Source organism: Thiohalobacter sp. IOR34 (genome assembly GCF_030406045.1).
Classification (GTDB): domain Bacteria; phylum Pseudomonadota; class Gammaproteobacteria; order Thiohalobacterales; family Thiohalobacteraceae.
The window spans coordinates 396,345-421,871 of the sequence record NZ_CP128988.1; the positions used below are offsets into that span (position 1 = coordinate 396,345).

The following is a 25,527-nucleotide window of genomic DNA, read 5'->3' on the forward strand; positions in this document are numbered from 1 at the left end:
CAATTCACCTAAGGGTCGTCCGCATGCCCTCGCGCATCCGCGAAATCCCCTACAACTACACCTCTTTCTCCGATCGCGAGATCGTCATCCGCTATCTCGGCGAGGAGATGTGGGAGGTGCTCAACGCCCTGCGCGGCGAGCGCCGCACCGGCCGCTCGGCGCGCATGCTGTTCGAGGTGATGGGTGACATGTGGGTGGTCAATCGCAACCCCTACATCCAGGACGACCTGCTGGAGAATGCCAGTCGCCTCGACTCCCTGATCCATGCCCTGCATCACCGGCTGGACCAGATCGTGGCGCGCGCCGAGGGCAACGAGAAGGCCCTGTTGCTGGCGGGCCGGGCGCGCGAGGCGGTGCAGGCCTTCGAGGCCTGGTTCCCTCGCGCCCGGACCCTGCGGGCCCACATCCGCCGTCGCCTGGCGCGGGTCACGCGGCGAGACAACATCGATTTTGGCGGTCTGGCCCGCGTCGCCCACGCCACCGATGCCACCGACTGGCGCGTGGAGATGCCCTTCGTGGTGATCACGCCGGACAGTGAGACCGAGGTGCGGGGGGTGGTCGAGGCCTGCATCGAACTCGGCCTCGGCATCATCGCCCGGGGCGGCGGCACCGGCTACACCGGCAGCGGGGTGCCGCTGTCCGCCGAGACGGCGGTGATCAACCTGGAGAAACTGGAGGAACTGGGGCCGGTGGAACAGCGCCGGCTGGAGGGCGTCGAGGGCGAGGTGGCCACCATCCGCGCCGGTGCCGGGGTGGTGACGCGCCGTGTCTCGGAGCGTGCCGAGGCGGCTGGCCATGTGTTCGCCGTCGATCCCACCTCGCAGGACGCCTCTACCATCGGCGGCAACGTGGCGATGAACGCCGGCGGCAAGAAGGCGGTGATGTGGGGCACCACCCTGGACAACCTGGTTTCCTGGCGCATGGTCACGCCCGAGGCCGAGTGGCTGGAGGTCGAGCGCCTCAATCACAACCTGGGCAAGATCCATGAACAGGAATGGGTCGAGTTCCGCATCAGCCGGCTGGCGGCCGATGGTCGCACGCCGCTCGGCGAGCCCGAGATCCTGCGCCTGCCGGGACGAGCCCTGCGCAAGGAAGGGCTGGGCAAGGACGTCACCGACAAGTTCCTCGGTGGCCTGCCCGGTGTGCAGAAGGAGGGCTGCGACGGCCTCATCACCTCGGCGCGCTTCGTGCTGCACCGCATGCCGCGCTTCACCCGCACCGTCTGCCTGGAGTTCTTCGGCAGCGATCTGCGCCGTGCCGTGCCGGCCATCGTCGAGACCAAGGATTACCTGGACGCCCATCCCCAGGTGATGCTCTCCGGCCTGGAACACCTCGACGAGCGCTACGTGAAGGCGGTCAGCTACAGCACCAAGGCGCCACGCCGCGAGCTGCCGAAGATGGTGCTGCTGGCGGATGTCTCCGGCGACGACGAGGACCAGGTCGCGGAGGCGGCCTCGCAGGTGGTGCGCATGGCCAATGCGCGTGGTGCCGAGGGCTTCATTGCCGTCAGTCCCGAGGCGCGGCAGCGCTTCTGGCTCGACCGGGCGCGTACCGCTGCCATTGCCGCCCACACCAACGCCTTCAAGATCAACGAGGACGTGGTTATTCCCCTGGAGCGCCTGGCGGAGTACGCCGAGGGCATCGAGCGCATCAACATCGAGTACTCGACCCGCAACAAGCTGGACATGATCGACGCCGTGCTCGACTGCCTGGCTGGCGGCGCGGCACAGGTGCCGGTCGCCGAGGGGGAGGCCAGCGAGGAGGGGCGGGCCATCGACCAGGCCAAGCTCGATGCGGCGCGCGAGCATCTGCTGGCGGTGCGGGAACGCTGGCTGGCGCTCCTCGAGCAGCTCGAAGCGCCGGCCGTGCGGCATCCGGAGCTGACCGGCGGTCTGGCGCACGAGGTGCTGCGCCAGGGTGACACCCTGCTCGACCTGCTGCTGCGCCGCGAGCTGCGCATCTCCTACCGGCGCGAGGTGGAGCGCCCGCTGAAGGACATCTTCGCCGGCCGCGAATGGCAGGCGCTGGTCGAACGGCTGGATGCCATCCACGCCGAGATCCGCTCCAGCCGGCTGTTCGTCGCCACCCATATGCACGCCGGCGACGGCAATGTGCACACCAACATCCCGGTCAATTCCAACGACTACCGCATGCTGCACGAGGCGGAGCGCATCGTCGACCGGGTGATGGCCCTGGCACGCTCGCTGGACGGGGTGATCTCCGGCGAACACGGCATCGGCCTGACCAAGATCCAGTACCTGGAGCCCGAGGCCATCGCCGCCTTCGAACGCTACAAGCAGCAGGTCGATCCCGAGGACCGCTTCAACCCCGGCAAGCTGCGCGCCGGCGCGGGGCTGGACAATGCCTACACCCCCTCGCTGCGCCTGGTGCAGCAGGAGGCCTTGCTGCTGGAGGAGAGCGAGCTGGGCGCGCTCAACGATGACATCCGCAACTGCCTGCGCTGTGGCAAGTGCAAGCCGGTGTGCAATACCCACATCCCGCGCGCCAACCTGCTCTATGCGCCGCGCAACAAGATCCTCGCCACCGGCCTGATCATCGAGGCCTTCCTCTACGAGGAGCAGACCCGGCGCGGGGTGTCGATCCGCCATTTCGATGAAATGAACGATGTCGGCGACCATTGCACGGTATGTCACAAATGTCTGGCCCCCTGTCCGGTGAACATCGACTTCGGCGACGTCACGGTGCGCATGCGCAACATCCTGCGCAACCGTGGCCAGAAGCGCAGCAACCCCCTGACCTGGGCGGCGATGGCCTTCCTCAACGTCACCGATCCGCGCAGCATCCATCTGCTGCGCAAGGCGATGATCGAATGGGGCTACCGCGGGCAGCGCCTGGCCTGGTCACTGGCACGACGGCTGCCGCTGCCGGGTCGCGGCCGGCCGCCGGCCGCCACCAGCGGCGCCATGTCACTGAAGAGTCAGGTGATCAATTTCGTCGCCAAGCCGATGCCGGCCGGGTTGCCGGCACAGACCCTGCGTGCCCAGCTTGGCCTGGAGGACAGCAAGCAGGTGCCGATCCTGCGCGATCCCCAACGGGTCGGCGAGGATTCGGATGCCGTGTTCTATTTCCCCGGCTGCGGTTCGGAACGGTTGTTCAGCCAGGTCGGGCTGGCCACCCTGGCCATGCTGCATCATGTCGGCGCGCAGACCGTGCTGCCGCCGGGTTACCTGTGCTGTGGCTACCCGCAGACCGCGGCCGGCGATGCCGAGCGTGGGCGGCGCATCAGCACCGACAACCGGGTGCTGTTCCACCGCGTGGCCAACACCCTCAACTACCTGGACATCCGGACGGTGATCGTCTCCTGCGGCACCTGCATGGACCAGCTCATGGAGTACGAATTCGAGCAGATCTTTCCCGGTTGCCGGCTGCTCGACATCCATGAATACCTGATGGAGAAGGGCGTCTCGCTGGAGGGACTGGACGGCATGCGCTATCTCTATCACGATCCCTGCCACACGCCGATGAAGACCCATGCGCCGCTCGCGGTGGCCGGCCGCCTGCTTGGCCGCGAGGTGCAGCTCTCCGACCGCTGCTGCGGCGAGGCCGGCACCCTGGCCGTCTCCCGGCCCGACATCGCCACCCAGATCCGCTTCCGCAAGCAGCAGGAGCTGACCGAGGGCATCGCCAGCCTGGGTGGCGCGGAGGCTGTCGGTGTGGACGGCATCCGGCTGCTCACCGCCTGCCCGGCCTGCCAGCAGGGCCTGTCCCGCTATGCCGCGGACACCGGCCTGGAGGCGCGCTATATCGTCGAGGAGCTGGCCGAGCGGCTGCTGGGTGAGGACTGGCAGCGGCAGTTCATCGCTGCCGTGCGCGAGGGTGGGGTGGAGCGGGTGTTGCTCTGAGGCGGCTTCAGCGCCGCAGCAGCCAGAACAGCAGGCTCAGCACCAGACTGACCAAGATGGAGCTGGTCAGCGGCAGGTAGAAGCGGAAGCCGTCGCGTTCGATGAGGATGTCGCCGGGCAAGCGGCCCAGGCCAAGCCGGCCGAGCCAGGGCCAGAGGATGCCGAGGAGCAGCAGCAGGGCGCCGAGAATGATCAGGCTGCGCTGCATGGCGCGCTGTTCAGCCCTTGCCGGTCAGGGTCCTCACCCCTTCCTGGGTACCGAGCAGCAGCACGTCAGCGGGGCGCAGGGCGAAGATGCCAACGGTGACGACGCCGGGGATGTTGTTCAGCTCGTCTTCCAGCCTGGCCGGTTCCATGATCTGCAGATCGTGAACGTCGAGGATGATGTTGCCGTTGTCGGTGGTAAAACCCTCGCGCAGTACCGGGCGCCCGCCGTGCTTGACCAGTTCGCGGGCGACGAAGCTGCGGGCCATGGGGATCACCTCGATAGGCAGCGGGAAGGCGCCGAGCACATCGACCAGCTTGGACTCGTCGGCGATGCAGACGAACTTCTCCGCGGCGCCGGCAACGATCTTCTCGCGGGTCAGCGCGCCGCCGCCACCCTTGATCAGGTGCAGATAGCGGTTGGACTCGTCGGCGCCGTCGATGTACACCGAGAGGCCATCCACCGAGTTGAGATCGAAGACCGGGATGCCGTGACTCTTGAGCCGCTCGGCGCTGGCCACTGAACTGGCCACGGTGCCCTCGATGCGGCCCTTGATGCCGGCCAGGGCATCGATGAACATGTTGGCGGTGGAGCCGGTGCCGACACCGATCACGGTGCCGGGCACCACGTATTCCAGGGCCGCCTCGGCGACCTGGCGCTTGAGTTCATCCTGGTTCATCTGCCTGTCTCCATGCAATGCAAGTCGTTGCGGGAATGATACAGGAAGACGGAAGTCAGGGGCCAGGAGAGAGAGGGTAGGAGCGGCCTCCAGGCCGCGATGCGGGCAAAACGCTGCTATAGAATCCAGAATCCAGAAGCCAGAAGCCAGAAGCCAGAAGCCAGAAGCCAGAAGCCAGGAGCCAGGAGCCAGGAGCCAGGAGCCAGGAGCCAGGAGCCAGGAGCCAGGAGCCAGGAGCCAGGAGCCAGGAGCCAGGAGCCAGGAGCCAGGAGCCAGGAGCCAGATGCGGCATAAAATGCCGCCATAGAATCCAGGAGGCGCAAGTTTCCGGGCTCTGGTGCCGTGCTATCATCGCTGCATGCCTGATCGTTACCTGAAGATGATCCTCAACGCCCGTGTCTATGACGTCGCGCGGGAGACGCCGCTGGAGTATGCGCAGCGGCTCAGCGAGCGTTGCGGCAACCGGGTGTGGATCAAGCGCGAGGATCTGCAGCCGGTCTTCTCCTTCAAGCTGCGCGGTGCCTACAACAAGATCGCCCACCTCTCCGATGCGGAGTGCGCGCGCGGCGTGATCGCCGCCTCGGCCGGCAATCATGCCCAGGGGGTGGCGCTGGGTGCGCAGCGGCGCGGCATCAAGGCGCTGATCGTCATGCCGCGGACCACGCCACAGATCAAGACCGCCTCGGTGCGGTCCCTGGGGGCGCGCATCGTGTTGCACGGCGACAGCTACGACGAGGCCCATGCTCATGCCCGGCAGCTGGCCGAGGAACGTGGCCTGGTGTTCATCCATCCCTTCGACGACCCGCTGGTGATCGCCGGCCAGGGGACGGTGGGCATGGAGATCCTGCGTCAGCACAGCGGTTCGCCGGAGGTGATCTTCGTGCCGGTCGGGGGTGGCGGGCTGATCGCCGGCATCGCCGCCTACGTCAAGGCGCTGCGCCCGGAGATCCGCATCGTCGGCGTGGAACCGGACGATGCGCCCAGCCTGCACACGTCTCTGGCCCGCCGCCGGCGGGTCGAGCTGAAGCAGGTCGGCATCTTCGCCGATGGGGCGGCGGTGCGGCTGGTCGGCAAGGAGCCCTTCAGCCTGGCGCGCCGCTTCGTCGACGAGGTGATCCTGGTCAGCACCGACGAGATCTGTGCGGCGATCAAGGACATCTATGACGATACCCGCTCCATTGTCGAGCCGGCCGGGGCGCTGTCGCTGGCCGGGATGAAGAAATACGTCGCCGCCAGCGGCCTGCGCGATGCCGAGCTGGTGACCATCAACAGTGGCGCCAACATCAACTTCGACCGCCTGCGGCATGTCGCCGAACGGGCCGAGCTGGGCGAACGGCGTGAGGCGTTGCTGGCGGTGACCATCCCCGAGCGTCCGGGCAGCTTCCGGCGCTTCTGCAAGGCGCTGGGCCAACGCAGCATCACCGAGTTCAACTACCGCTATTCCCATGCCAGCCAGGCCCGGGTGTTCGCCGGCGTCGAGCTAAGCAGTGGCGAGGAGGAACGGCTGCGCATCATCGAGCGCCTGGAGAAGGAGGGCTATCCGGTGCTCGACATGACCGACAACGAGATGGCCAAGCTTCATGTGCGGCACATGGTCGGCGGGCATGCGCAGGGCGTGGAACACGAGATTCTCTACCGCTTCGAGTTCCCGGAGCGGCCGGGGGCGTTGCTGCGCTTTCTGACCGCCATCGGCCAGAAATGGAACATCAGCCTGTTCCACTACCGCAACCACGGCGCCGCCTACGGCCGGGTGCTGGTCGGTATCCAGGTGCCGCCCGCCGACCGCGCGCGCTTCCGCAGTTTCCTCGACAGCGTCGGCTATCGCTGCTGGGAGGAGACCGGCAACCCCGCCTACGATCTGTTCCTCGCGCCCCGCAGCCCGTCCGGCTGATCGCGGCTGGCGCAGCTCAGAGGTTCTGGTAGCGGTTCAGGTCGAACAGTCCCGACCTGCGCGGATGGGTTCTGGCGTAGCGTTCCTGAAACCAGTCGGCGAGTTCCCAGAAGGCGGGGTCGGTGCGCCGCACGCCATAGCGGTCGACGAACCGCTGGTAGTCCTGTCTGTTGCGGATGGCGGCGCAGCGCCGGGTGAAGTCGTCGATCTCCGACAGCGCCACCGAGAAAAAGAAGTTCGGGTATGAGCTCTCCAGCCACTTGACCACGCTCATGGTGTCACGCTCGATATCGGCGCGGTTGCGCTCGCTTTCGTCGGCGAGAAAGGAGGTGACGTTCTGGTATGCCTTGTTGCGGATCAGCGTATAGGCCAGATCCTCTTTCGCCTTCTCCATCCTGACCCGGACAAAGGCAATGTCCGGAAAGGCGTGCAGCTTTGCTCCGCGCAAACGGGCGATGGCCGCCATGGCCCGGTCCGCCTGGGCCTCTTCGCTGTCCGTGGCCTGAGTCAGACAGCCTGTGCCGCCGCAGCGGTTCATGGCCCGGGCAGGTTGTTCGATGCCGGCCAGGCGCTGCCTTAGCCGCTGATACAGTTCGTGCTGCGGGTCGTCGCTCCGGTAGCCGCGTACCGCGTCGACGCGCAGCCAGTCCTGGGGTCCGGAGAACAGCTTCTCGATGCCGCTGCGCTGGCCGACGTACCAGCTGTCCCGTATTGCCTTGCGCCGTTCGGCGGGCAGGAATGCCAGAAAGTTGTCCTCGCCCTCCATGCGCAGGAAGTCCATGTAGATCCGGGTGTTCAGCTGGTGGACGAGATTGCCATACACGTCGTAACCGCCGACCAGCAGGTAGTGGATGCGCTCGAACAGCGGATAGTCGATGATCCAGGCCGTCTCCGGCTCGCTTCCCACCAGGCCATAGGCCACCGAGCCGCTGTCGAAGTGGCGGAAGACGGTCAGGGCGGCGTTCGGATTCTGTCCCTCGCCATCCCAGATATAGCCCACGGCATGGTCGAGATCGTGCGTGCCGAGGTTCTCGAACCAGGCCTGTTTGCTGGCCATGTAGCGGCGCTGGCGTTGCCAGTAGTCGGTCCAGATGCCGAGCAGGTCCAGATCACCGACCTTGCCGGCGGGTGTCTCCAGTTCGTCCGCCAGGGTGCCGACGAAGCGGGTGCTGTTGGTGAGCAGGGGCCGGTCCGGATCGAAGAACAACACCCAGAACTGATCCTCGATGACGCTCAGGGCGATCTGGCCCCGGCACACAGGGCCCTTGACGAAGCCCTCGATGAAGAAGTGGGCGTCGTCGAGCAGGAAGCGGTAGCGGGATTCGGCGGGAATCTCGGCAAATATCTTGAACGGGTTCGAGGTGAGCTGCGGTTCGTAGCTCAGGGGACGCTCGACCCGGTAGTCCGGGGCCAGGAAGAGCTGGCGGTAGCGCGCCATGCGCTGTCCGGAAAGCTCGTAGACGGCATGGTTCTTGGCAACGATGCTTGGCGGGTAGCGGCGCAGCCGGTAGTAGAAGGCCGCCTGCCCGGGATCGTCGAAGGGGCGTGCCGTGGCGATTTCGACAATCGGCTCGCCCGGCGGCGTGGTGGACCGTACCAGGCGATAGAATTCCCGCGCCGGCGTGCCGGCAAAGTGGATGTGGGCGTGAAACAGGTGTTCGTACAGATAGCGGCTGACCAGCCGCTGTTTGCGGGACGGCTGGTTGAGGAAGGTCTCCCAGCTGCGGATCTGGGGCCGTGCCGCGGCCGACGGTGCGGCGGGGGGCGGCGCGGGCGCGCCCTGGGCCAGCCAGGCAACCAGGGTCCGATACTCCTGGTCGGTGAGATTCGGCATGGCGTAGGGCATCCCCCACATCGGGTGGCGGCGGGCGAAGTCGTCCACCGTCTCCAGCGTCGGGCAGCTCTGTTCGCGGTCCAGGCCGAGGGTGAAGCTGTCGGGCAGGCGCCCGGTGCGCGGCTGCGGATGCTGCTGCTTCAGTTGCAGCAGCCGGTACAGCAGTGAGTTTCCCAGGTTGTCCTCCGCCGTTGCCGGTCCTTCGTTGAGTACCGGGAAGAAACCACGCCGGCGCCATTCCTCGGTGGTTTGAGCGTCGACGAACAGGCGGCTGGGCGGTGCCGGACGGAGGCGGGTGGCGTCGTAGACGCGGGCCTTGCTGGCGCCGCGTCGCAGGCCCTCGATGGAGGAGAGCTTCAGCTGGCAGGGGGCGTCGTAACAGCCGTGGCAGACCACGCAGCGCTTCTCCAGGATCGGTCTGACCCGGGTCTCGAAGTCCACCGGGGTGTCGGCCAGGTCCGGCAGGGGGGGCGAGGCAAGCGGCGTTGCCGTGCCCATGGTGAGCGAGGGGCCGGACAGGTTGTGGAACAGGAGGAGCGAGAGCAGCAGCAGGGCCAGGAGGGTGGCTGTCCGTTTCTTCCGGCGCAGGAATGGGGGCGGCTTAGTCACGGCCCCATGTTAGCCCGCATATTGCACGAAGTCGGCCTTGCATGGGTAATTTTTCCGGTATTTATCAAGGCAGTGATTCCCTATGCGGGCAATTGTGCCCTGTTACGGTTTGTGCCTATTCGAGTTCAGACCAAATCTGGCGTCGCATTTCGCCCGATCCCCCTTGAACCATAGCGACGGCTATGCTTCGGCGGGCGATCGAACAAACTGCTTGGCCAGATTCGCCCTGAAACTCGAATCCTTCGTGCAATATGCGGGCTAGCAGAACGGCGGCGGCTTGATCCCTGCCGCCTGCCGGGCATCCGGCCTTGCCGTCGCTTGCTATTCCAGACTGAGGATGAAGTCCCACTGCGCCTTGGTCACCGGCATGATCGATAGCCGGTTGCCCTTGCGGACCAGGGGCATTTCCGCCAGTTCCGGGCAGGCCTTGAGTTCGGCCAGCGGGATGTTGCGTTTCAGCTTGCGCACGAACTTCACGTCCACCATGTACCAGCGCGGCTTGTCGGGATCGCTCTTGGGGTCGTAGTACTTTTCTTCCGGGTCGAAGGCAGTCGGGTCCGGATAACCCTCACGGACCACCTTCATGATGCCGACGATGCCGGGTTCGGCGCAGTTGGAATGGTAGAAGAACACCAGGTCGCCCTTCTTCATCTGGTCGCGCATCATGTTGCGTGCCTGGTAGTTGCGCACGCCGTCCCAGTGGTCGGTCCCGCCGGGCGCCTGCTGCAGATCGTCGATGCCGAACACGTCCGGTTCGGACTTCATCAACCAATGGTTCATCGGACAGTTTCCTGGGGTAGATAGAGTCGTTGCTCGGTGGCGACGGCGCTCAGCGGCACGTCCCAGTCCGCCGCCGGCAGGGCCGGCCGGCGCTGGAAGTCGTAGGCCAGGCCGACCAGATGCGGCCGCAGCCAGTGCCGGTGACGCCGGAGATAGGCGAAGCTGCGGTCGTAGAAGCCGCCGCCCATGCCCAGCCGGTGACCCTGTTCGTCGAAGGCCACCAGGGGGGTGAGCACCAGGTCCAGGCGCTGCGGCGGGATGCGCTGGCGAGCGGCGCGCAGTGGTTCCGGGATGCCGAAGCGGTTGGGGGTCAGCGGATCGCCTGGCTGGTAGGGGGCGAACCACAGGCGGTTGCCGCCGACCGGGATCAGCACCGGCAGATAGACCTGCTTGCCCATCTCCCAGGCGCGCAGCATCAGCGGCAGGGGGTCCATCTCGCCATCCACGGCAAGGTAGGCGGCGAGGTGCCGGGCGTTGCGGAACAGGCGCTGGCGGCCGAGTTCGTCGGCCAGGGCCCAGGCGGCCGCCTCGCGCTCGCGGGGTGAAAGGGCGCGGCGCTGCTCGCGAACCTGCTGGCGGATCTGGCTGCGGGAAGTCATGGTCGGTGTGGGAGCGGATTCCTGAAAGAGGCGACACCCTCCGCCCTGCCGTCGCGGCCGTCGACCTGAACCGGAAGTTCAAGTGGGGACAACGTCACCGTCTTCAGGCTTACCGTCATCGCGGTCATGCACACCGATCGGTGCCAGCCATGTCCCCGGGGTCGATGATTGTCGGCTCAGGAATTAAAAGTCCGCTAACGCACAACGCAGGGGGTGTCTGCCGGGCGAGTATACCAGAGCAGGCGCGCTGGTGGGGTGTCAGAATTCGAGCTGGTTGCCCTGATTGAGCGCTACCTCGATCTTTTCCTGCAGGCTGCGGATGCGAGCGCTCATCGTCTGGTGGTAGTCGTTCTTGCGGTTCTGCTGCAGCAGCAGTTCATGGGCCAGGTTGAGGGCGGCCATCACGGCGATGCGGTCAATGCCGATGACCTTGCCGCTGTCGCGGATCTCGCGCATCTTGCCATTGAGGTATTCGGCGGAGGCAATCAGCGCGTCGCGCTCGTCCTCGCCGCAGGCGACCATGTATTCCTTGTCGAGGATGCGCACCGAGACGCCCCTGGGCGCGCCCTTGGCGTTCATGATGCCCCCTGCTCCATGGCCTTGAGCCGGTTGATCATGGCCTCGACCCGGCTGCGCGCCGTCTCGTTGCGTTCGATCAGCTGGGCGCGTTCGGTGGTCAGGCTCTGCTGCTGGGCGCGCAGCGAACGGTTCTCCGCCTTCAGGTGGGCGACCGTCTGGATCAGCTCGTCGAGACGGAATTCCAGCCGCTTGAGCTCCTGTTCCGCCATCAGTTGTGCGCTGTCTTTTTCCATGACTGATCAATATAATTCGCGGCCCTTCAGGGGTCAATCTTCGTGCCGGTGGTCGCCCCGGGCCTGGTGGCGTCCCGGGTGAGGCCCCGGCCGGGGCCGCTCCGACGGCCTTGTGTCATAATAACCGGCTCCAGATACCCGGCCGGACCCCCATGGATCAGAACAGTCTCAGCTACCAGCAACTGGAAGACGACCTGGCGCGCGCCGAGGCGGCACTGGATGCCGCCGAGGTGCAGGGCCTGTTGTGCGGCCTGTTGTGTGCCACCGGTCGCCTGGAGCCGTCCCTGTGGCGCGGTGAACTCTTCGACGAGGCGCCGGATGCCAACAATCTCGCCGTGCGCCAGTGCCTGGAGCGGGTCGAGCACCTGGGCGGCGAGCTGCAGCGGGCGCTGCACGACCCGGAGCTGGGGCTTTCGCTGTTGCTGCCGGACGACGATGAACCGCTCGGTGACCGGGCCGAGGCGCTGGCTGCCTGGTGCGATGCCTTTCTCGGCGGCATCGGCCTCGGTGGGGTGCAGGAGAACGCCCTGTCCTCCGCGGAGGCCCGCGAGCTGCTCGGCGATCTGGCGGAGATCGCGCGCCTGGCTTTCGACGCCGAGCAGGCCGGCGAGGCCGACGAGGAGGACTATGTGCAGATCGTCGAATACGTGCGCCTCGGGGTGTTGCTGCTCGCCGAGGAGCTGACGCCGCTGAAGGCGCCGCCGCGTCTGCAGTAGCTGCGGGGGGGCAGCAGCATGAGCAGAAGCAGAGCCGTCCAGCCGGATGCAGGTCTGAAACCGGCCGAATATGCCCGCCGCCGCCGGCAGCTGATGCGCATGATGGGGCGGGACGCCATCGCCATCCTGCCCACGGCGCCGGAACGGCTGCGCAACCGCGACGTCGAGTACCCTTACCGCCCCGACAGCGACTTCTTTTATCTGAGCGGTTTTCCCGAGCCCGAGGCGGTGCTGGTGCTGGTGCCGGGCCGCAAGCATGGCGAGTTCCTGCTCTTCTGCCGGGAGCGGGACGCGGACAAGGAGACCTGGACCGGCCGCCGCGCCGGCCCGGAGGGCGCCGTGGCCGACTATGGTGCCGACGACGCCTTTCCCATCGGTGACATCGACGACATCCTGCCTGGCCTGCTGGAGGGGCGGGAACGGGTCTTCTACACCATGGGGGTTCAGCCGGAGTTCGACGCCCGGGTGATCGGCTGGGTGAACCGCATCCGTGAGGCGGGGCGTGCCGGGCAGCGGGCGCCGGACGAGTTCGTCGCCCTGGAACACCTGCTGCACGACATGCGGCTGTACAAGAGCGCCGGCGAGCTGCGCCTGATGCGCCGGGCGGCACGGATTGCCGCTGCCGCCCATGTGCGCGCCATGCGCGCCTGCCGGCCGGGGCTGATGGAATACGAGATCGAGGCGGAGTTTGCCCACGAGTTCCGCCGCCACGGCTGCGAACACGCCTATTCGCCCATCGTCGGCGGCGGCGAGAACGGCTGCATCCTGCACTACACCGAGAACAATGCCCCGTTGCAGGACGGCGATCTGCTGCTGATCGACGCCGGGGCCGAACTGGGCTGCTATGCCTCCGATATCACCCGCACCTTCCCGGTCAACGGCGTGTTCAGCAAGCCGCAGCGGACCCTGTACGAGCTGGTGCTGGCGGCGCAGCGGGCGGCGATCCGCAAGGTGCGCCCCGGCAATCACTGGAACGATCCGCACGATGCGGCGGTGCGGGTGCTGACCCGTGGCCTGCTGGAACTCGGCCTGCTCAAGGGTCAGCTGTCGCGACTGATTCGCGACGAGGCCTACCGGCGTTTCTATATGCACCGCACCGGTCACTGGCTGGGCATGGACGTGCACGACGTCGGTGACTACAAGGTCGGCGGCGCCTGGCGAGTGCTGGAGCCGGGCATGGTGCTGACCGTCGAGCCTGGCCTGTACATCCCGGCCGGCAGCAAGGGTGTGGCGAAGAAGTGGTGGAACATCGGCATCCGCATCGAGGACGATGTGGTGGTCACCCGCGACGGCTGCGAGGTGATCAGCGAGGGGGTGCCCAAGACGGTGGACGAGATCGAGGCGTTGATGGCAGGCGATGACTGACGACAGCTACGACATCCTCATCGCCGGCGGCGGCCTGGTCGGCGCCAGTCTGGCCTGCGCCCTGGGTGGCCAGGGGTTGCGCATCGGCCTGATCGAGGCCCATCCCTTCGAGGCCGCCGACGCGCCGGGTTACGACGACCGGGCCATCGCCCTGGCCCAGGGTTCGCAGTGCATCTTCCAGGGCATGGGGCTCTGGCCGGCGCTGGCGCCCCATGCCAGTCCCATCGAACGCATCCACATCTCCGACCGGGGCCGCTTCGGCTTCGCCCGCCTCGATGCCGGCGAGGCGGGGGTAGCGGCGCTCGGCTACGTGGCCCTGGGGCGCGACATGGGCGTGGTGCTGGGCCGGCGGCTGGCCGAGCTGGAGGACGTGGAGCTGCTCTGTCCGGCCCGTTTCGTCGAGGTGGCGCTGGACGAGGCGCAGGTGCAGGTCGATATCGAGCAGGACGGCCGGCAGCGCCGGCTCGGCGCGCGTCTGCTGGTGGCGGCGGACGGCAGCCGCTCGCCCATCCGCGAGCAGCTCGGCATCGCAACCCGGGTGCGGGACTACGGACAGACGGCCCTGATCGCCAATGTCACCCCCCAGCGGCCGCATCGACAGGTGGCTTACGAGCGCTTCACCGACAGCGGCCCCCTGGCTCTGCTGCCGCTGGACGGCGAGCGCTGCGCCCTGGTCTGGACCCTGGCCCGGGAAGCGGTCGACGAGGTGCTGGCGCTGGACGACGCGGCCTTCCTCGCCGCCCTGCAGGACCGTTTCGGCTACCGCCTGGGTCGCTTTCTGAAGGTCGGCCGGCGCGATGTCTACCCCCTGTCACTGCTGCGTGCCAGGGAGGCGGTGCGGTCGCGGCTGGCGCTGATCGGCAATGCGGCGCACACCCTGCATCCCATTGCCGGCCAGGGCTTCAATCTCGGTCTGCGCGACGTCGCGGCCCTGGCCGAGGTGATCGTCGACGCCGTGCGCGCCGGCGAGGATCCCGGTGCCCTGCAGGTGCTGGACCGCTATGCCGGGTGGCGGGCCGCCGACCAGCGGCGGGTGATGGCCTTCACCGAGCTGCTGCTGCGGCTGTTTGGCAACCCGCTGCCGCCTGTGGCCTGGGCCCGCGACCTCGGCCTGCTGGCCTTCGATCTGTTGCCGCCACTGAAGCGCCAGTTCGGCCGGCTGGCCATGGGCCGTGCCGGACGTCTGCCGCGGCTGGCGCGTGGACTGGAGTTGGGACTTAGGGGGCAGGAGAGGAAGGCGTGATCGCCAGGTCGCGATCATCTTCCAGATCCGCAGGAACCATGACAGTGAACGATTCAAGCGCTTTCGATGTCCTCATCGCCGGTGGCGGCTGTGTCGGTGCCACCCTGGCCTGTGCCCTGGGCGAGGTGGGGTTCCGCGTCGGCCTGATCGAGGCGCGGCCGCCGGCGACCGACTGGCCGGCGGGCAGCGTCGACCTGCGGGTCTATGCCGTTACCGTCGCCTCGCAGCGCATCTTCGAGAATCTTGACGCCTGGCCGGGGATGCTGGCACGCGGGGTCAGCCCCTACGAGGCGATGGAGGTCTGGGACGCCGCCAGCGGCGGGCGGATCCGCTTCGATGCCGCCGAGATCGGTGAGCCGGTGCTGGGACACATCATCGAGCAGCGGGTGATGGTCGCCGCGCTGATGGAGCGGCTGGAGGCGCTGCCCGGCGTGCAGCGGCTGTGCCCGGCCGAGGTGACGGATTTCGAGACGGCTGGCGACGCGGTGCGGGTGCGCCTGGGCGACGGCCGCCAGCTCGGCGCCAAGCTGTTGGTGGCCGCCGACGGCAAGGGCTCCAGGGTCCGCGAGCGGGCCGCCATCCCGGTGCAGCGTTACGACTACCGGCAGCAGGCCGTGGTCTGTGTGGTGAGCACCGAGCGTCCCAACCCGGCGACCGCCTGGCAGCGCTTCCTGGCGGAGGGGCCGCTGGCCTTCCTGCCGCTGGCCGACGGTCGCAGCTCCATCGTCTGGTCGACGACACCCGAACAGGCCGAGGAACTCTGCGCCCTCGACGAGGCGGCATTCCGCGCCCGTCTGGGCGAGGCCTTCGATTACCGCCTGGGGGCGATCACCGCAGTTGGCGAGCGGGCCCGTTTTCCGCTGGCGAGGCAGCATGCGGAACGCTATGTCGAGCCGCGCCTGGCGCTGGTCGGCGATGCCGCCCATGTCATCCATCCGCTGGCCGGGCAGGGGGTCAATCTCGGCCTGCTCGATGCCGCCGCCCTGGCCGAGGTGCTGGCCGGGACCCGCGAGCGTGGCCGCGACATCGGTGGCCTGTCGGCGCTGCGCAAGTACGAACGCTGGCGGCGCGGTGACAACCTGGCGATGATGCTGGCGATGGACGGCTTCAAGCATCTGTTCGGCAGCGAGCTGCCCCCGCTGCAGCGGCTGCGCGGTCTGGGCCTCGGCCTGGCCGACCGCCTGACACCGCTGAAGACCCTGCTGGTGCGCCATGCCATGGGCCTGGACGGCGACCTGCCGGCTCTGGCACGGCCGCACATTTCCGCAGCCGGGGCAGGCTTGGCCTGAGACCCGGCCCGGGGTATAGTCGCCCCCTCAACGACAGCCGTTGCGGGAGAGAGCCGGCCCTGCCGGACGCCGAAGGCGCAACTCGCCCGGAAACGCTCAGGCACCAGGACCGCAGCGGGACGTTGACTCTGGAGAGCGGCCGCTTCCGCGAGGTGGCCCACCGAAGGGGCCAGGCATCCAGCGGGTGCCGAAACTCTCAGGTTCTTGGACAGAGGGGCGACGGTATGCAGCCGTCCGCCGCCTGTTGTCCGGCGCGGCCGCCGAGATCCCGGGGAGTCAGCACGATGGGCAAGCACACGCCACTGTATGACGCGCACGTCCGCATGGGCGGCAAGATGGTCGATTTCGCCGGCTGGGTGATGCCCATCCACTACGGTTCCCAGATCGAGGAACACCACGCGGTGCGCAATGACGCCGGCATGTTCGACGTCTCGCACATGACCGTGGTCGATCTGTTCGGCGAACACGGCCGGGCCTTCCTGCGCAAGCTGCTCGCCAACAACATCGATCGCCTGCAGGCCCCTGGCCGGGCGCTCTATTCCTGCATGCTCGACGAGCGGGGCGGGGTGATCGACGATCTGATCGTCTATTTTCTGCGCGAGGACTTCTTCCGCCTGGTGGTCAATGCCGCCACCCGCGACAAGGACCTCGCCTGGCTGCGCCGCCAGGCCGAGCCCTTCGGTGTCGAGCTGCGCGAACGGCCGGAGCTGGCGATGATCGCCGTGCAGGGGCCGAACGCCCGGCACCGGGTGCTGGAGCTGCTGCCTGCGGAACTGCGCGACGATGCCGCCGAGCTGCGGCCCTTCTTCGCCCTGGCCGGGGGCGACTGGTTCGTGGCCCGCACCGGTTACACCGGCGAGGACGGCTTCGAGCTGATCCTGCCGGCGGCCGATGCCCAGCGCCTGTGGGATGCGCTGGCCGAGCTGGGCGTGCGCCCGGTCGGCCTCGGCGCCCGCGACACCCTGCGCCTGGAGGCCGGCATGAACCTCTATGGCAGCGACATGACCGAGGACACCTCGCCGCTCGAGGCCGGCCTGGAGTGGACGGTGGCCTGGGAGCCGGCGGAGCGGGACTTCATCGGCCGCGCCGCGCTGGAGGCGCAGCGCGAGGCCGGTGTGCCGCGCCGCCTGGTGGGGTTGCTGCTGGAGGGCAAGGGGGTGCTGCGCGCGCACCAGCGGGTGCTGACCACGGCTGGTGAGGGCGAGATCACCAGCGGTGGCTTTTCACCCACCCTGGGGCGTTCCATCGCCCTGGCGCGCATCCCTGCCGGCGCCGATCCGGCGCGGGTCGAGGTGGAGATCCGCGACCGGCCGCAGCCGGTGCGGCTGGTGCAGCCGCCCTTCGTCCGCCATGGCGAGGCGAAGATCGAACTTTCCAACTGAACCTGAGCTGAGGGGGGCATCATGAGCGATATACCGGCAGACCTGAAATACACCAAGAGCCATGAATGGGTGCGCCTGGAGGGTGACACCGCCACGGTCGGCATCACCGAGCATGCCCAGGAACAGCTTGGCGACATGGTCTACGTGGAACTGCCCGAGGTCGGCGCGGAATTCGCCAGCGGCGACGCCTGCGCGGTGGTGGAGTCGGTGAAGGCGGCCTCCGACGTCTATGCGCCCCTCTCCGGCGAGGTGGTCGAGGTCAACGAGGCGCTCACCGACAGCCCCGAGCTGATCAACCAGGACGCCTTCGGTGATGGATGGATTCTCAAGTTGAAGCTCGGCGATGCCGCCGAGCTCGACGGCCTGCTGGATGCCGAGGCTTACGCCGCCTTCCTGGCCGACGAAGAGGACTGATCCCAAGGCGGCACCCAGGGGCCGCAAGCCTGGATCCCGAATCCCATGCCCTTCATCCCCCATACCGAAGACGATCTGCGGCAGATGCTGGCGGCCATCGGCGTCGACAGCATCGAACACCTGTTCGACGAGATTCCCGAGGGACTGCGTTGCGGGACCCTGGAGGCCGTGCCCGAGGCTCTCGGCGAACAGCAGATCGGCCGGCTGATGAGCGCCCGGGCCGCCAGCGACGGCCAGCCGCTCAGCTTCCTCGGTGCCGGTGCCTACGAGCACCACATCCCGGCGGCGGTCTGGGAGCTGGCCACCCGCGGTGAGTACTACACGGCCTACACCCCCTATCAGGCCGAGGCCAGCCAGGGCACGCTGCAGATCATCTACGAATACCAGACCATGATGACCCGGCTGCTGGGCATGGAGGTCTCCAACGCCTCGCTCTACGACGGCGCCTCGGCGCTGGCCGAGGCGGTGCTGATGGCGGTGCGCGCCAATCGCGGTTCGAAGTCGAAGCGCGTGCTGCTGCCGGTGGCGGTGCATCCGGCCTACCGCAGTGCCACCCGCAGCATCGTCCACAACCAGGGTATCGAACTGGTCGAGGTGCCCTACGACCCCGCCGGCGGCCATACCCCGGTCGAGGCGCTGGCCGACTACGCCGGGGAGGATATCACCGCGCTGGTGATTCCCCAGCCGAACTTCTTCGGCGTGCTGGAAGATGTGGATGCCCTGACCGACTGGGCGCACGCCAACGGCGCGCTGGCCATCGCCCTGGTCAATCCGCTGGCCATGGCACTGCTCCGCCCGCCCGGTCAGTGGGGGGAGGCGGGGGCGGACATCGCCTGCGGCGAGGGTCAGCCGCTCGGCGTGCCGCTGTCCTCGGGCGGACCCTATTTCGGCTTCATGGCCTGTCGCAAGCGCTTCGTGCGGCAGATGCCGGGGCGTATCGTCGGCCGCACCGTCGATCGTGACGGCCGCAGCGGATACACCCTGACCCTGCAGGCCCGTGAGCAGCATATCCGCCGTTCCAAGGCGACCTCCAACATCTGCACCAACCAGGGCCTGATGGTCACCGCGGCGACCATCCACATGGCCATCGTCGGCGGCGCCGGCCTGCGGCGGGCGGCGGCGGCCAGTCACGCCAACTGCGTCGCCCTGCGCGACAGGCTGATCACGGATCCGCACGTCAGACCGGTGTTCGACCGCCCCTTCTTCCATGAGACGGTGCTGCGCATCGAACTGCCGCTGGAACGCATCCTGCGGCCGCTGGCGGCACACAACCTGTTGCCGGGGTACGAACTGGGACGCGACTATCCGCAACTGGACGGCTGCCTGCTGGTGTGCGCCACCGAGACCAAGACCGAGGACGACCTGGATCGGTACGCCAGCCTGTTGCACCGCCTCATCGAACGGCAGACCACACCGGGATGCCCGACCAAACCCAAGATATAAGCCGAATCACCAAGGAGAGAGACCCATGGCCGAGATCAGCCTGCAAGGCAGTCCCATTCGCACCAATGGCGAGCTGCCCGCGGTCGGCATCACTGCCCGCGCCGTGCTGGTGCTGGACGAGGACAACCGGGTGCTGCATGCCGAACGGGTGCCGGAGATTGCCCGGGAGCCGGACTACGACAGGGCGCTGAAGGCGCTGGGTTGGATGGAAGCTGGAAGTTAGAAGTTAGAAGCTGGACGCATTTGACGCCCTTCTTCCTCATGGGAAAGCGATGCTGATATTCGAACACTCCCGTCCCGGCCGCGAGGCGCGGGCCCAGTCGCCGGCCCGGGAGCCGCTAGTGGCGGAGATCCCGGACGGCCTGCTGCGCGATGCACCGCCGGCCCTGCCCGAGGTCTCGGAGATGCAGGCCGTGCGCCACTACACACGGCTGTCGCAGCAGAACTTCTCCATCGACACCCAGTTCTATCCGCTCGGGTCCTGCACCATGAAATACAACCCGCGCGGCTGCAACCACTACGCCATGCTGCCGGGTTTCCTCGGCCGTCATCCGCTGGCACCGGCCGCCTTCTCGCAGGGCTTCATGGCCTGCCTCTACGAGCTGCAGGAGATCCTCAAGGCGGTGACCGGCATGCAGGCGGTGTCGCTGACCCCGGCCGCCGGTGCCCAGGGCGAGTTCGCCGGGGTGGCCATGATCCGTGCCTATCACGAGGCGCAGGGCGATGCCGGTCGCCGCGAGATTCTGGTACCGGACGCGGCGCACGGTACCAATCCGGCGACCGCCACCATGTGTGGCTATGCCGTGCGCGAGATTCCCACCGATGCCCAGGGCGACGTGGACCTGGAGGCGCTGCGTGCGGCGGTCGGGCCGCAGACTGCGGGCATCATGCTCACCAACCCCTCCACGCTGGGCGTCTTCGAGCGGCGCATCGAGGAGATCGCCCGCATCGTCCACCAGGCCGGTGGCCTGCTCTACTACGACGGGGCCAATCTCAATGCCATCCTCGGCAAGGTGCGCCCCGGCGACATGGGCTTCGACGTCATTCACATGAACCTGCACAAGACCTTCTCCACCCCCCACGGCGGCGGTGGGCCGGGGGCCGGGCCGGTGGGGGTCTCGGCCCGCCTGGAGCCATTCCTGCCGGTGCCCCTGGTCGGCCACGACGGCGACGAGTATCACTGGATCACCGAGGCCGAGCGGCCGCAGAGCATCGGTCGGCTGTCGGCCTTCATGGGCAATGCCGGGGTGCTGCTGCGCGCCTACGTCTACGCCCGCATGCTCGGCCGGGAGGGCATGCAGCGCGTAGCCGACTACGCGACGCTGAACGCCAATTACCTGCTGGCGCGGCTGCGCGAGGCCGGCTTCGAGCCGGCCTTCCCCGAGCGGCGTGCCACCCATGAATTCATCCTCACCCTGAAGGCGCAGAAGAAGGCCCTGGGGGTGACCGCCATGGACTTCGCCAAGCGGCTGCTGGACTACGGCATCCATGCGCCGACCACCTATTTCCCGCTGCTGGTGCCGGAGTGCCTGCTGATCGAGCCGACCGAGACCGAGGCACGGGAGACCCTGGACGCCTTCGTCGAGGCCATGCAGAAGATCCTGCAGGAGGCCGAGGACGACGCCGAGCTGCTGAAGCAGGCGCCGCACAGCCTGCCGGTGCGGCGCCTGGACGATGTGCGTGCGGCCCGCGAGCTGGATCTCGCCTGGCAGGGCGACTGAGCGGCACATGGGCAAGCCCGCCGGCAATACCGGTCTGCGCCGCCTGGTCAACGCCAGCCGTTTCTCCTGGCTGGGGCTGCGTGCGGCATGGCGTCACGAGGCGGCCTTCCGCCAGGAGCTGGCCGCCAGCCTGCTGTTGGTGCCGCTGGCCCTGTGGCTGGGGGAGGACGGGGTGGAGAAGGCGCTGTTGCTCGGTAGCTGGTTGCTGGTGCCGCTGGTCGAGCTGCTCAACTCGGCGCTGGAGGCGGCGCTGGACCGCATCGGTGAGGCGCAGCACGAACTCGCCGGGCGGGCCAAGGACATGGGATCGGCAGCGGTGCTGGTGGCGTTGGTCGATGCCGCGGCGGTCTGGGCACTGGTGTTGATCTGAATCATGATTTTGACAAGGGTCGCAAAACCGACGAAAAAAACTATTCGGGAGGCTGGAAAACGATGTCTGCACTGATCTGTGGTTCCTTTGCCTATGACACCATCATGGTGTTCCACGACAAGTTCAAGAACCACATCCTGCCGGACAAGGTGCACATCCTGAACGTCGCCTTCCATGTGCCGGAGATGCGTCGCGAGTTCGGCGGCTGTGCCGGCAACATCGCCTACAACCTCAAGCTGCTGGGCGGCGACCCGTTGCCCATGGGCACCATCGGCAACGATTTCGGTCCCTATGCCGAGTGGATGGATGCCTGCGGCGTGCCACGCACCCACCTCAAGGTGATCGACGAGACCTACACGGCCCAGGCCTTCATCACCACCGACATGGACGACAACCAGATCATCGCCTTCCATCCGGGAGCGATGGATTTCGCCCATCACAACCAGGTCGGGGATGCCGAGGATATCCGCATCGGCATGGTCTCGCCGGACGGCCGCGACGGCATGATCGAGCATGCCACCCAGTTCGCCGAGGCCGGCATCCCCTTCATCTTCGATCCGGGACAGGGGCTGCCGCTGTTCGGTGGCGAGGATCTGAAGACCTTCATCGACCAGGCGAGTTACGTGTGCGTCAACGACTACGAGGCCGAGCTGTTGCAGGAGCGTACCGGGTTGTCGCCGCACGAGATCGCGGAGCGGGTCGAGGCGTTGATCATCACCCGCGGGGCCAGGGGCTCGGAGATCTATCTGCCACAGCACCGCATCGACATCCCGGCGGCGCCGGCCCGCGAGCTGGCCGATCCCACCGGCTGCGGCGACGCCTACCGGGCCGGCCTGCTGTACGGCCTGATGCACGATCTCGACTGGGAGGTCACCGGCCGCATCGCGGCATTGATGGGGGCGATCAAGATCGAGTCGCACGGCACCCAGAACCACCGCTTCGACCGGGCCGGTTTCGAGGCGCGCTACAAGGAGAGCTTCGGCCATGCCCTGGCCTGGTAACGGCAGGCGGGGGGCGATGGCTGTCCGGCGCACGCTGTTTCTGGGGCTGCTGCTTTCCCTGGCGGCCTGTTCCGGCAGCGAGCAGGGGACGGCCGGCGAGGATGAGGCCCGCCCCGCCTCACGGCTGCCGGCGGACAATGTATTCAGCGGCCAGGTCCGCGCCCTGGAAAAGGCGGAGGGGCTGGAACAGACCCTGCGCGAGGCCGAACAGCGTCAGCGCCGGCAGATCGAGCAACAGACGCGCTGAGGTGACGGGAAGAGACGAAGATGCTTGAACGAATCGTGGAACAGACCCTCTACGCCAGCCGCTGGCTGCTGGCGCCGATCTTTCTCGGCCTCAGCCTGGCGCTGGTCGGCCTGGGTATCAAGTTCTTTCAGGAGGTGCTGCACCTGTTGCCGCTGATCCTGGAGATGAGCGAGGCCAACCTGGTACTGACCCTGCTGGCCCTGATCGACCTGACCCTGGTCGGCAGCCTGATCGTGATGGTGATGTTCTCGGGCTACGAGAACTTCGTTTCCAAGATCGATCTCAAGGATGGCGAGGACAAGCTCGGCTGGCTGGGCAAGCTGGATTCCGGCACCCTCAAGCTCAAGGTGGCGGCCTCCATCGTGGCCATCTCCTCCATCCACCTGCTGCGCATCTTCATGAATGCCGAGCAGATCGATAACGGCAAGCTGATGTGGTACGTCATCCTGCACCTGACCTTCGTCGTCTCCGCTCTGCTGGTGGCCTATATCGACAAGCTCACCAAGCATTGAATCCTTGGTGCAATATGCGGCTGTTAGCCTGGATATTGCACCAAGGCAGGCTCCGTGGCCGGGGTGGCAGGATGGCGCGGTACCCCTTGCGCCTCGATCGCGGCCTGGAGACCGCTCCTACGCCAACACATTGTGCCGCCATGCCCCGTAGGAGCGGCTCCCCGGCCGCGATGGGTTTGACCGCCGAAATCGCGGCGTGGACGCCGCTCCTACAGGGTAGGGCGGAACCTCTTGTTTTGTAGGAGCGGCCTCCAGGCCGCGATCGGGGGATCCACGGCGGGCAATGCCCGGAGTCAATCGAACAGGCACAAAGCCGGGTTACGCGTTCCCGATCCATTTGCCAGCCTGCACGCCGACCATGCAGACCGCCTTGGTGCAATATGCGGGTTAGGCCAGCAGCTCGCGCAGCGTCCGGGCATCCTTCGCCGGCGGCAGGCAGCGCCCGTCGCGGCAGACATAGGCGATCGGCCGGTCTGCGGCCGGCTGCTCGCCGAGCAGGCCCGGCAGCGGGCCGGCCCCGGGGGGGATGACGAGGCGGAGCCGCCCCGGTGCGAAGTCCTGCGCCGCCCCCCAGCCGGCCATGAGCTGCGGCTCGCCGCGCAGGATCAGGGTCGCGCCCGGATAGAGCCATTCCTCGAGGGCCGTGAGCAGGCTGCCACAGGCGTGCGGGTTGTGGGCCAGGGCACCGCCCAGCGCCTCCAGGCCGCGTTCGGCCGCCGCCAGGTAACGGGGTTCGCCCAGCAGCCGGCCGAGCCGCAGCAGGGCGCGCAGGGCGACGCCGTTGCCGGCCGGGATGGCCTCGTCATGGGCCGGCTTGCTGCGCTGGATCAGGTGTTCGTGGTCGTCGGCGGTGAAGAAGAATCCTCCCTTCGGATCCTCGAAGCGGCTCAGCAGCAGCTCGGCCAGTTCGATGGCGAAGTCGAGTTCGCCCGCGCGCCAGCGCAGCTGCAGCAGCTCGAGGATGGCATCGAGGAGATAGGCATGGTCGTCGAGGTAGGCGCCGTGACGCGCCTGGCCGTCGCGGTAGCTGGCCAGCAGGCGGCCGTCCCGCCACAGCCTGTTGCGAATGAAGTCCAGGGCGGCGGTGGCGGCCTCGCCCCAGGCGGGTTGCCGCAGATGACGGGCGGCGATCGCCAGGCCGCGGATCGTCAGCGCGTTCCAGGCGGTGAGGATCTTGTCGTCGCGGCCGGGCGGGGTGCGTTCGGCGCGTGACCCGGCGAGGCGCCGGCGGGCCACCGCCAGGCGTTCGCCCACCTGTTCCGGGGTCAGGCCGAAACGTCTGGCCAGTTCGTCGGCCGTGGCGCAGACCCGCAGATGCCAGCGGCCCTCGAAGTTGGCCGCCCTGTCGAGTCCGAAGCGGGCCGCGACCAGGGGATAGTCCTCGGCCGCGACCTGCGCCCGCACCGCCTCCGGCGTCCACAGGTAGAAGTGTCCCTCGCCGCCCTCGCTGTCGGCGTCGAGCGCCGAGTAGAAGCCGCCCTCCGGGGCCTGCATCTCGCGCAGCGTCCACTCGGCCGTCTCCCGCGCGATGCGTGCGAACAGCGCTCGCCCGGTGGCGGCATGGGTCTCGGCATAGAGGGCCAGCAGGGCCGCGTTGTCATAGAGCATCTTCTCGAAGTGCGGGATCTCCCACTGGGCATCCACCGAATAACGGTAGAAGCCCCCGCCGATCTGGTCGTAGAGGCCGCCGTGGGCCATGCGTTGCAGGCTGATCTCGACCATCTCCAGGGCGCGGGAATCTGCCGTGCCGCTGGCGCGGGAGCGGGCCCAGTGGCGCAGCAGTCGCTCCAGGCTGGTCGGGTGGGGGAATTTGGGGGCGCCGCCAAAGCCGCCGTGGCGCGGTTCGAACTGCTGTTCGAGCTGGTTGCGGGCGACGTCCAGCGGCAGGGGGGTGAGTGGCCCGGCCGCTGGCGGCGGCACGGCCAGCGATTGCAGGGCCTCCAGCAGCTCCGCGTTCTGCGCCTCGATCTCGTTCCGGCGCTCGCGGTAGAGGGTCGCGATGTGCTCCAGCAGCTCGCCGAAGCCGGGCAGGCCATGGCGCGGCCGGGACGGGAAATAGGTGCCGGCGAAGAAAGGGATCCGGTCGTCCGGGGTCAGGAAGACGGTCAGCGGCCAGCCGCCGGGTCGCTGGGTGAGCAGCGAGTGGGCGTTCTGGTAGATCCGGTCCAGATCGGGCCGCTCCTCCCGGTCGACCTTGATGTTGACGAACAGCCGGTTCATCAGCGCCGCCAGGGCCGGGTCCTCGAAGCACTCGTGGGCCATCACATGGCACCAGTGGCAGGCGGAATAGCCGATGGAGAGCAGGATCGGCCGGTCCAGCTCGCGGGCGAGCGCCAAGGCCTCGCTGTCCCAGGGTTGCCAGGCGACCGGGTTCTCGGCGTGCTGCAGCAGATAGGGGCTGGTCTCGCCAGCCAGCCGGTTGCCCGGCGTGGTCGGGTCATGCATGGTGGTCGCCAATTCCTGAGTGCGGCACTCAACTATACGGCGCGCCATGGGGGGACTCAAGCGCACGAAGTCTGGGCTTTTCGGGCGGATTCTGCTTAAATGGGCCG

23 protein-coding genes, 1 other RNA gene and 2 riboswitches are annotated in these 25,527 nt (G+C 67.8%); of the genes, 15 read left to right on the top strand and 9 right to left on the bottom strand.

Annotated elements, in window-relative coordinates; genetic code table 11:
• Positions 1-23: 23 nt before the first annotated feature.
• Entirely contained in the window at positions 24-3,863 is a 3,840-nt protein-coding gene (locus QVG61_RS01900) for a DUF3683 domain-containing protein (RefSeq protein WP_289931629.1), read from the top strand.
• A 7-nt stretch (positions 3,864-3,870) separates the two neighbouring features.
• Here the strand turns inward: QVG61_RS01900 and QVG61_RS01905 are convergent, their stop codons facing one another.
• On the bottom strand, positions 3,871-4,071 hold the full coding sequence (locus tag QVG61_RS01905; protein ID WP_289931630.1) for a DUF2905 domain-containing protein: 201 nt from the start codon (positions 4,069-4,071) through the stop codon (positions 3,871-3,873).
• A gap of 10 nt (positions 4,072-4,081) precedes the next feature.
• Complete coding sequence (gene rpiA, locus QVG61_RS01910; RefSeq protein ID WP_289931632.1) at positions 4,082-4,747, bottom strand: ribose-5-phosphate isomerase RpiA; 666 nt, start codon at positions 4,745-4,747, stop codon at positions 4,082-4,084.
• A gap of 358 nt (positions 4,748-5,105) precedes the next feature.
• Between rpiA and ilvA the strand changes: the two genes are divergently transcribed.
• Positions 5,106-6,638 carry a threonine ammonia-lyase, biosynthetic gene (gene ilvA / locus QVG61_RS01915; RefSeq protein WP_289931633.1) on the top strand — a complete coding sequence of 511 codons (1,533 nt, stop codon included), beginning with the start codon at positions 5,106-5,108 and terminating at the stop codon, positions 6,636-6,638.
• Positions 6,639-6,654: 16 nt separating this feature from the next.
• Here the strand turns inward: ilvA and QVG61_RS01920 are convergent, their stop codons facing one another.
• From QVG61_RS01920 to QVG61_RS01945, 6 genes are all read right to left on the bottom strand, one after another.
• Positions 6,655-9,081 (bottom strand): fatty acid cis/trans isomerase, encoded by a 2,427-nt coding sequence (locus QVG61_RS01920; protein WP_289931634.1) that lies wholly within the window; start codon positions 9,079-9,081, stop codon positions 6,655-6,657.
• 321 nt (positions 9,082-9,402) lie between these two features.
• Complete coding sequence (locus QVG61_RS01925; RefSeq protein ID WP_289931635.1) at positions 9,403-9,861, bottom strand: EVE domain-containing protein; 459 nt, start codon at positions 9,859-9,861, stop codon at positions 9,403-9,405.
• On the bottom strand, positions 9,858-10,460 hold the full coding sequence (locus tag QVG61_RS01930; RefSeq protein ID WP_289931636.1) for a 5-formyltetrahydrofolate cyclo-ligase: 603 nt from the start codon (positions 10,458-10,460) through the stop codon (positions 9,858-9,860). Before QVG61_RS01930 ends, QVG61_RS01925 begins: the two co-directional genes overlap by 4 nt.
• 33 nt (positions 10,461-10,493) lie before the next feature.
• Positions 10,494-10,676, bottom strand: a non-coding RNA gene (gene ssrS / locus QVG61_RS01935) — 6S RNA.
• Positions 10,677-10,718: 42 nt separating this feature from the next.
• A complete protein-coding gene (locus QVG61_RS01940) occupies positions 10,719-11,039 on the bottom strand; it encodes a cell division protein ZapA (RefSeq protein ID WP_289931637.1) in 321 nt (106 codons plus the stop codon).
• Entirely contained in the window at positions 11,036-11,248 is a 213-nt protein-coding gene (locus QVG61_RS01945) for a TIGR02449 family protein (protein WP_354671198.1), read from the bottom strand. Before QVG61_RS01945 ends, QVG61_RS01940 begins: the two co-directional genes overlap by 4 nt.
• Positions 11,249-11,424: 176 nt before the next feature.
• Between QVG61_RS01945 and QVG61_RS01950 the strand changes: the two genes are divergently transcribed.
• The 13 genes from QVG61_RS01950 (at position 11,425) to QVG61_RS02010 (ending at position 22,975) form a co-directional block, all read left to right on the top strand.
• Complete coding sequence (locus QVG61_RS01950) at positions 11,425-11,988, top strand: YecA family protein (protein ID WP_289931639.1); 564 nt, start codon at positions 11,425-11,427, stop codon at positions 11,986-11,988.
• An 18-nt stretch (positions 11,989-12,006) separates the two neighbouring features.
• On the top strand, positions 12,007-13,353 hold the full coding sequence (gene pepP, locus QVG61_RS01955) for a Xaa-Pro aminopeptidase (protein WP_289931640.1): 1,347 nt from the start codon (positions 12,007-12,009) through the stop codon (positions 13,351-13,353).
• Positions 13,346-14,596 (top strand): 2-octaprenyl-6-methoxyphenyl hydroxylase, encoded by a 1,251-nt coding sequence (gene ubiH, locus QVG61_RS01960; protein ID WP_289931641.1) that lies wholly within the window; start codon positions 13,346-13,348, stop codon positions 14,594-14,596. Before pepP ends, ubiH begins: the two co-directional genes overlap by 8 nt.
• Before the next feature lie 38 nt (positions 14,597-14,634).
• On the top strand, positions 14,635-15,885 hold the full coding sequence (locus QVG61_RS01965; protein ID WP_289931642.1) for a UbiH/UbiF/VisC/COQ6 family ubiquinone biosynthesis hydroxylase: 1,251 nt from the start codon (positions 14,635-14,637) through the stop codon (positions 15,883-15,885).
• 33 nt (positions 15,886-15,918) lie between these two features.
• A riboswitch (glycine riboswitch) is annotated at positions 15,919-16,007 on the top strand.
• A riboswitch (glycine riboswitch) is annotated at positions 16,008-16,107 on the top strand.
• A 62-nt stretch (positions 16,108-16,169) separates the two neighbouring features.
• Positions 16,170-17,267, top strand: a complete 1,098-nt coding sequence (gcvT, locus tag QVG61_RS01970) for a glycine cleavage system aminomethyltransferase GcvT (protein ID WP_289931643.1) — start codon at positions 16,170-16,172, stop codon at positions 17,265-17,267.
• A gap of 21 nt (positions 17,268-17,288) precedes the next feature.
• Positions 17,289-17,681, top strand: coding sequence for a glycine cleavage system protein GcvH (gene gcvH, locus QVG61_RS01975; RefSeq protein WP_289931644.1), 393 nt, complete (start codon positions 17,289-17,291; stop codon positions 17,679-17,681).
• Between the two features lie 45 nt (positions 17,682-17,726).
• Positions 17,727-19,124, top strand: coding sequence for an aminomethyl-transferring glycine dehydrogenase subunit GcvPA (gcvPA, locus tag QVG61_RS01980; protein ID WP_289931645.1), 1,398 nt, complete (start codon positions 17,727-17,729; stop codon positions 19,122-19,124).
• A 25-nt stretch (positions 19,125-19,149) separates the two neighbouring features.
• Positions 19,150-19,347 carry a hypothetical protein gene (locus QVG61_RS01985; protein ID WP_289932807.1) on the top strand — a complete coding sequence of 66 codons (198 nt, stop codon included), beginning with the start codon at positions 19,150-19,152 and terminating at the stop codon, positions 19,345-19,347.
• A gap of 49 nt (positions 19,348-19,396) precedes the next feature.
• Positions 19,397-20,845, top strand: a complete 1,449-nt coding sequence (gcvPB, locus tag QVG61_RS01990; RefSeq protein WP_289931646.1) for an aminomethyl-transferring glycine dehydrogenase subunit GcvPB — start codon at positions 19,397-19,399, stop codon at positions 20,843-20,845.
• A 7-nt stretch (positions 20,846-20,852) separates the two neighbouring features.
• On the top strand, positions 20,853-21,215 hold the full coding sequence (locus QVG61_RS01995; RefSeq protein WP_289931647.1) for a diacylglycerol kinase: 363 nt from the start codon (positions 20,853-20,855) through the stop codon (positions 21,213-21,215).
• 62 nt (positions 21,216-21,277) lie between these two features.
• Positions 21,278-22,216: a carbohydrate kinase family protein gene (locus tag QVG61_RS02000; RefSeq protein ID WP_289931648.1), complete on the top strand. Its 939-nt coding sequence runs from the start codon at positions 21,278-21,280 to the stop codon at positions 22,214-22,216.
• A gap of 16 nt (positions 22,217-22,232) precedes the next feature.
• Positions 22,233-22,463, top strand: coding sequence for a hypothetical protein (locus QVG61_RS02005; RefSeq protein WP_289931649.1), 231 nt, complete (start codon positions 22,233-22,235; stop codon positions 22,461-22,463).
• 20 nt (positions 22,464-22,483) lie between these two features.
• The gene (locus QVG61_RS02010; protein WP_289931650.1) at positions 22,484-22,975 is read left to right on the top strand and encodes a TIGR00645 family protein; all 492 of its coding nucleotides are present in this window, start codon (positions 22,484-22,486) and stop codon (positions 22,973-22,975) included.
• 387 nt (positions 22,976-23,362) lie between these two features.
• Here QVG61_RS02010 and QVG61_RS02015 read toward each other — a convergent pair whose 3' ends face one another.
• Positions 23,363-25,420, bottom strand: a complete 2,058-nt coding sequence (locus QVG61_RS02015) for a thioredoxin domain-containing protein (protein ID WP_289931651.1) — start codon at positions 25,418-25,420, stop codon at positions 23,363-23,365.
• Between the last annotated feature and the right edge of the window lie 107 nt (positions 25,421-25,527).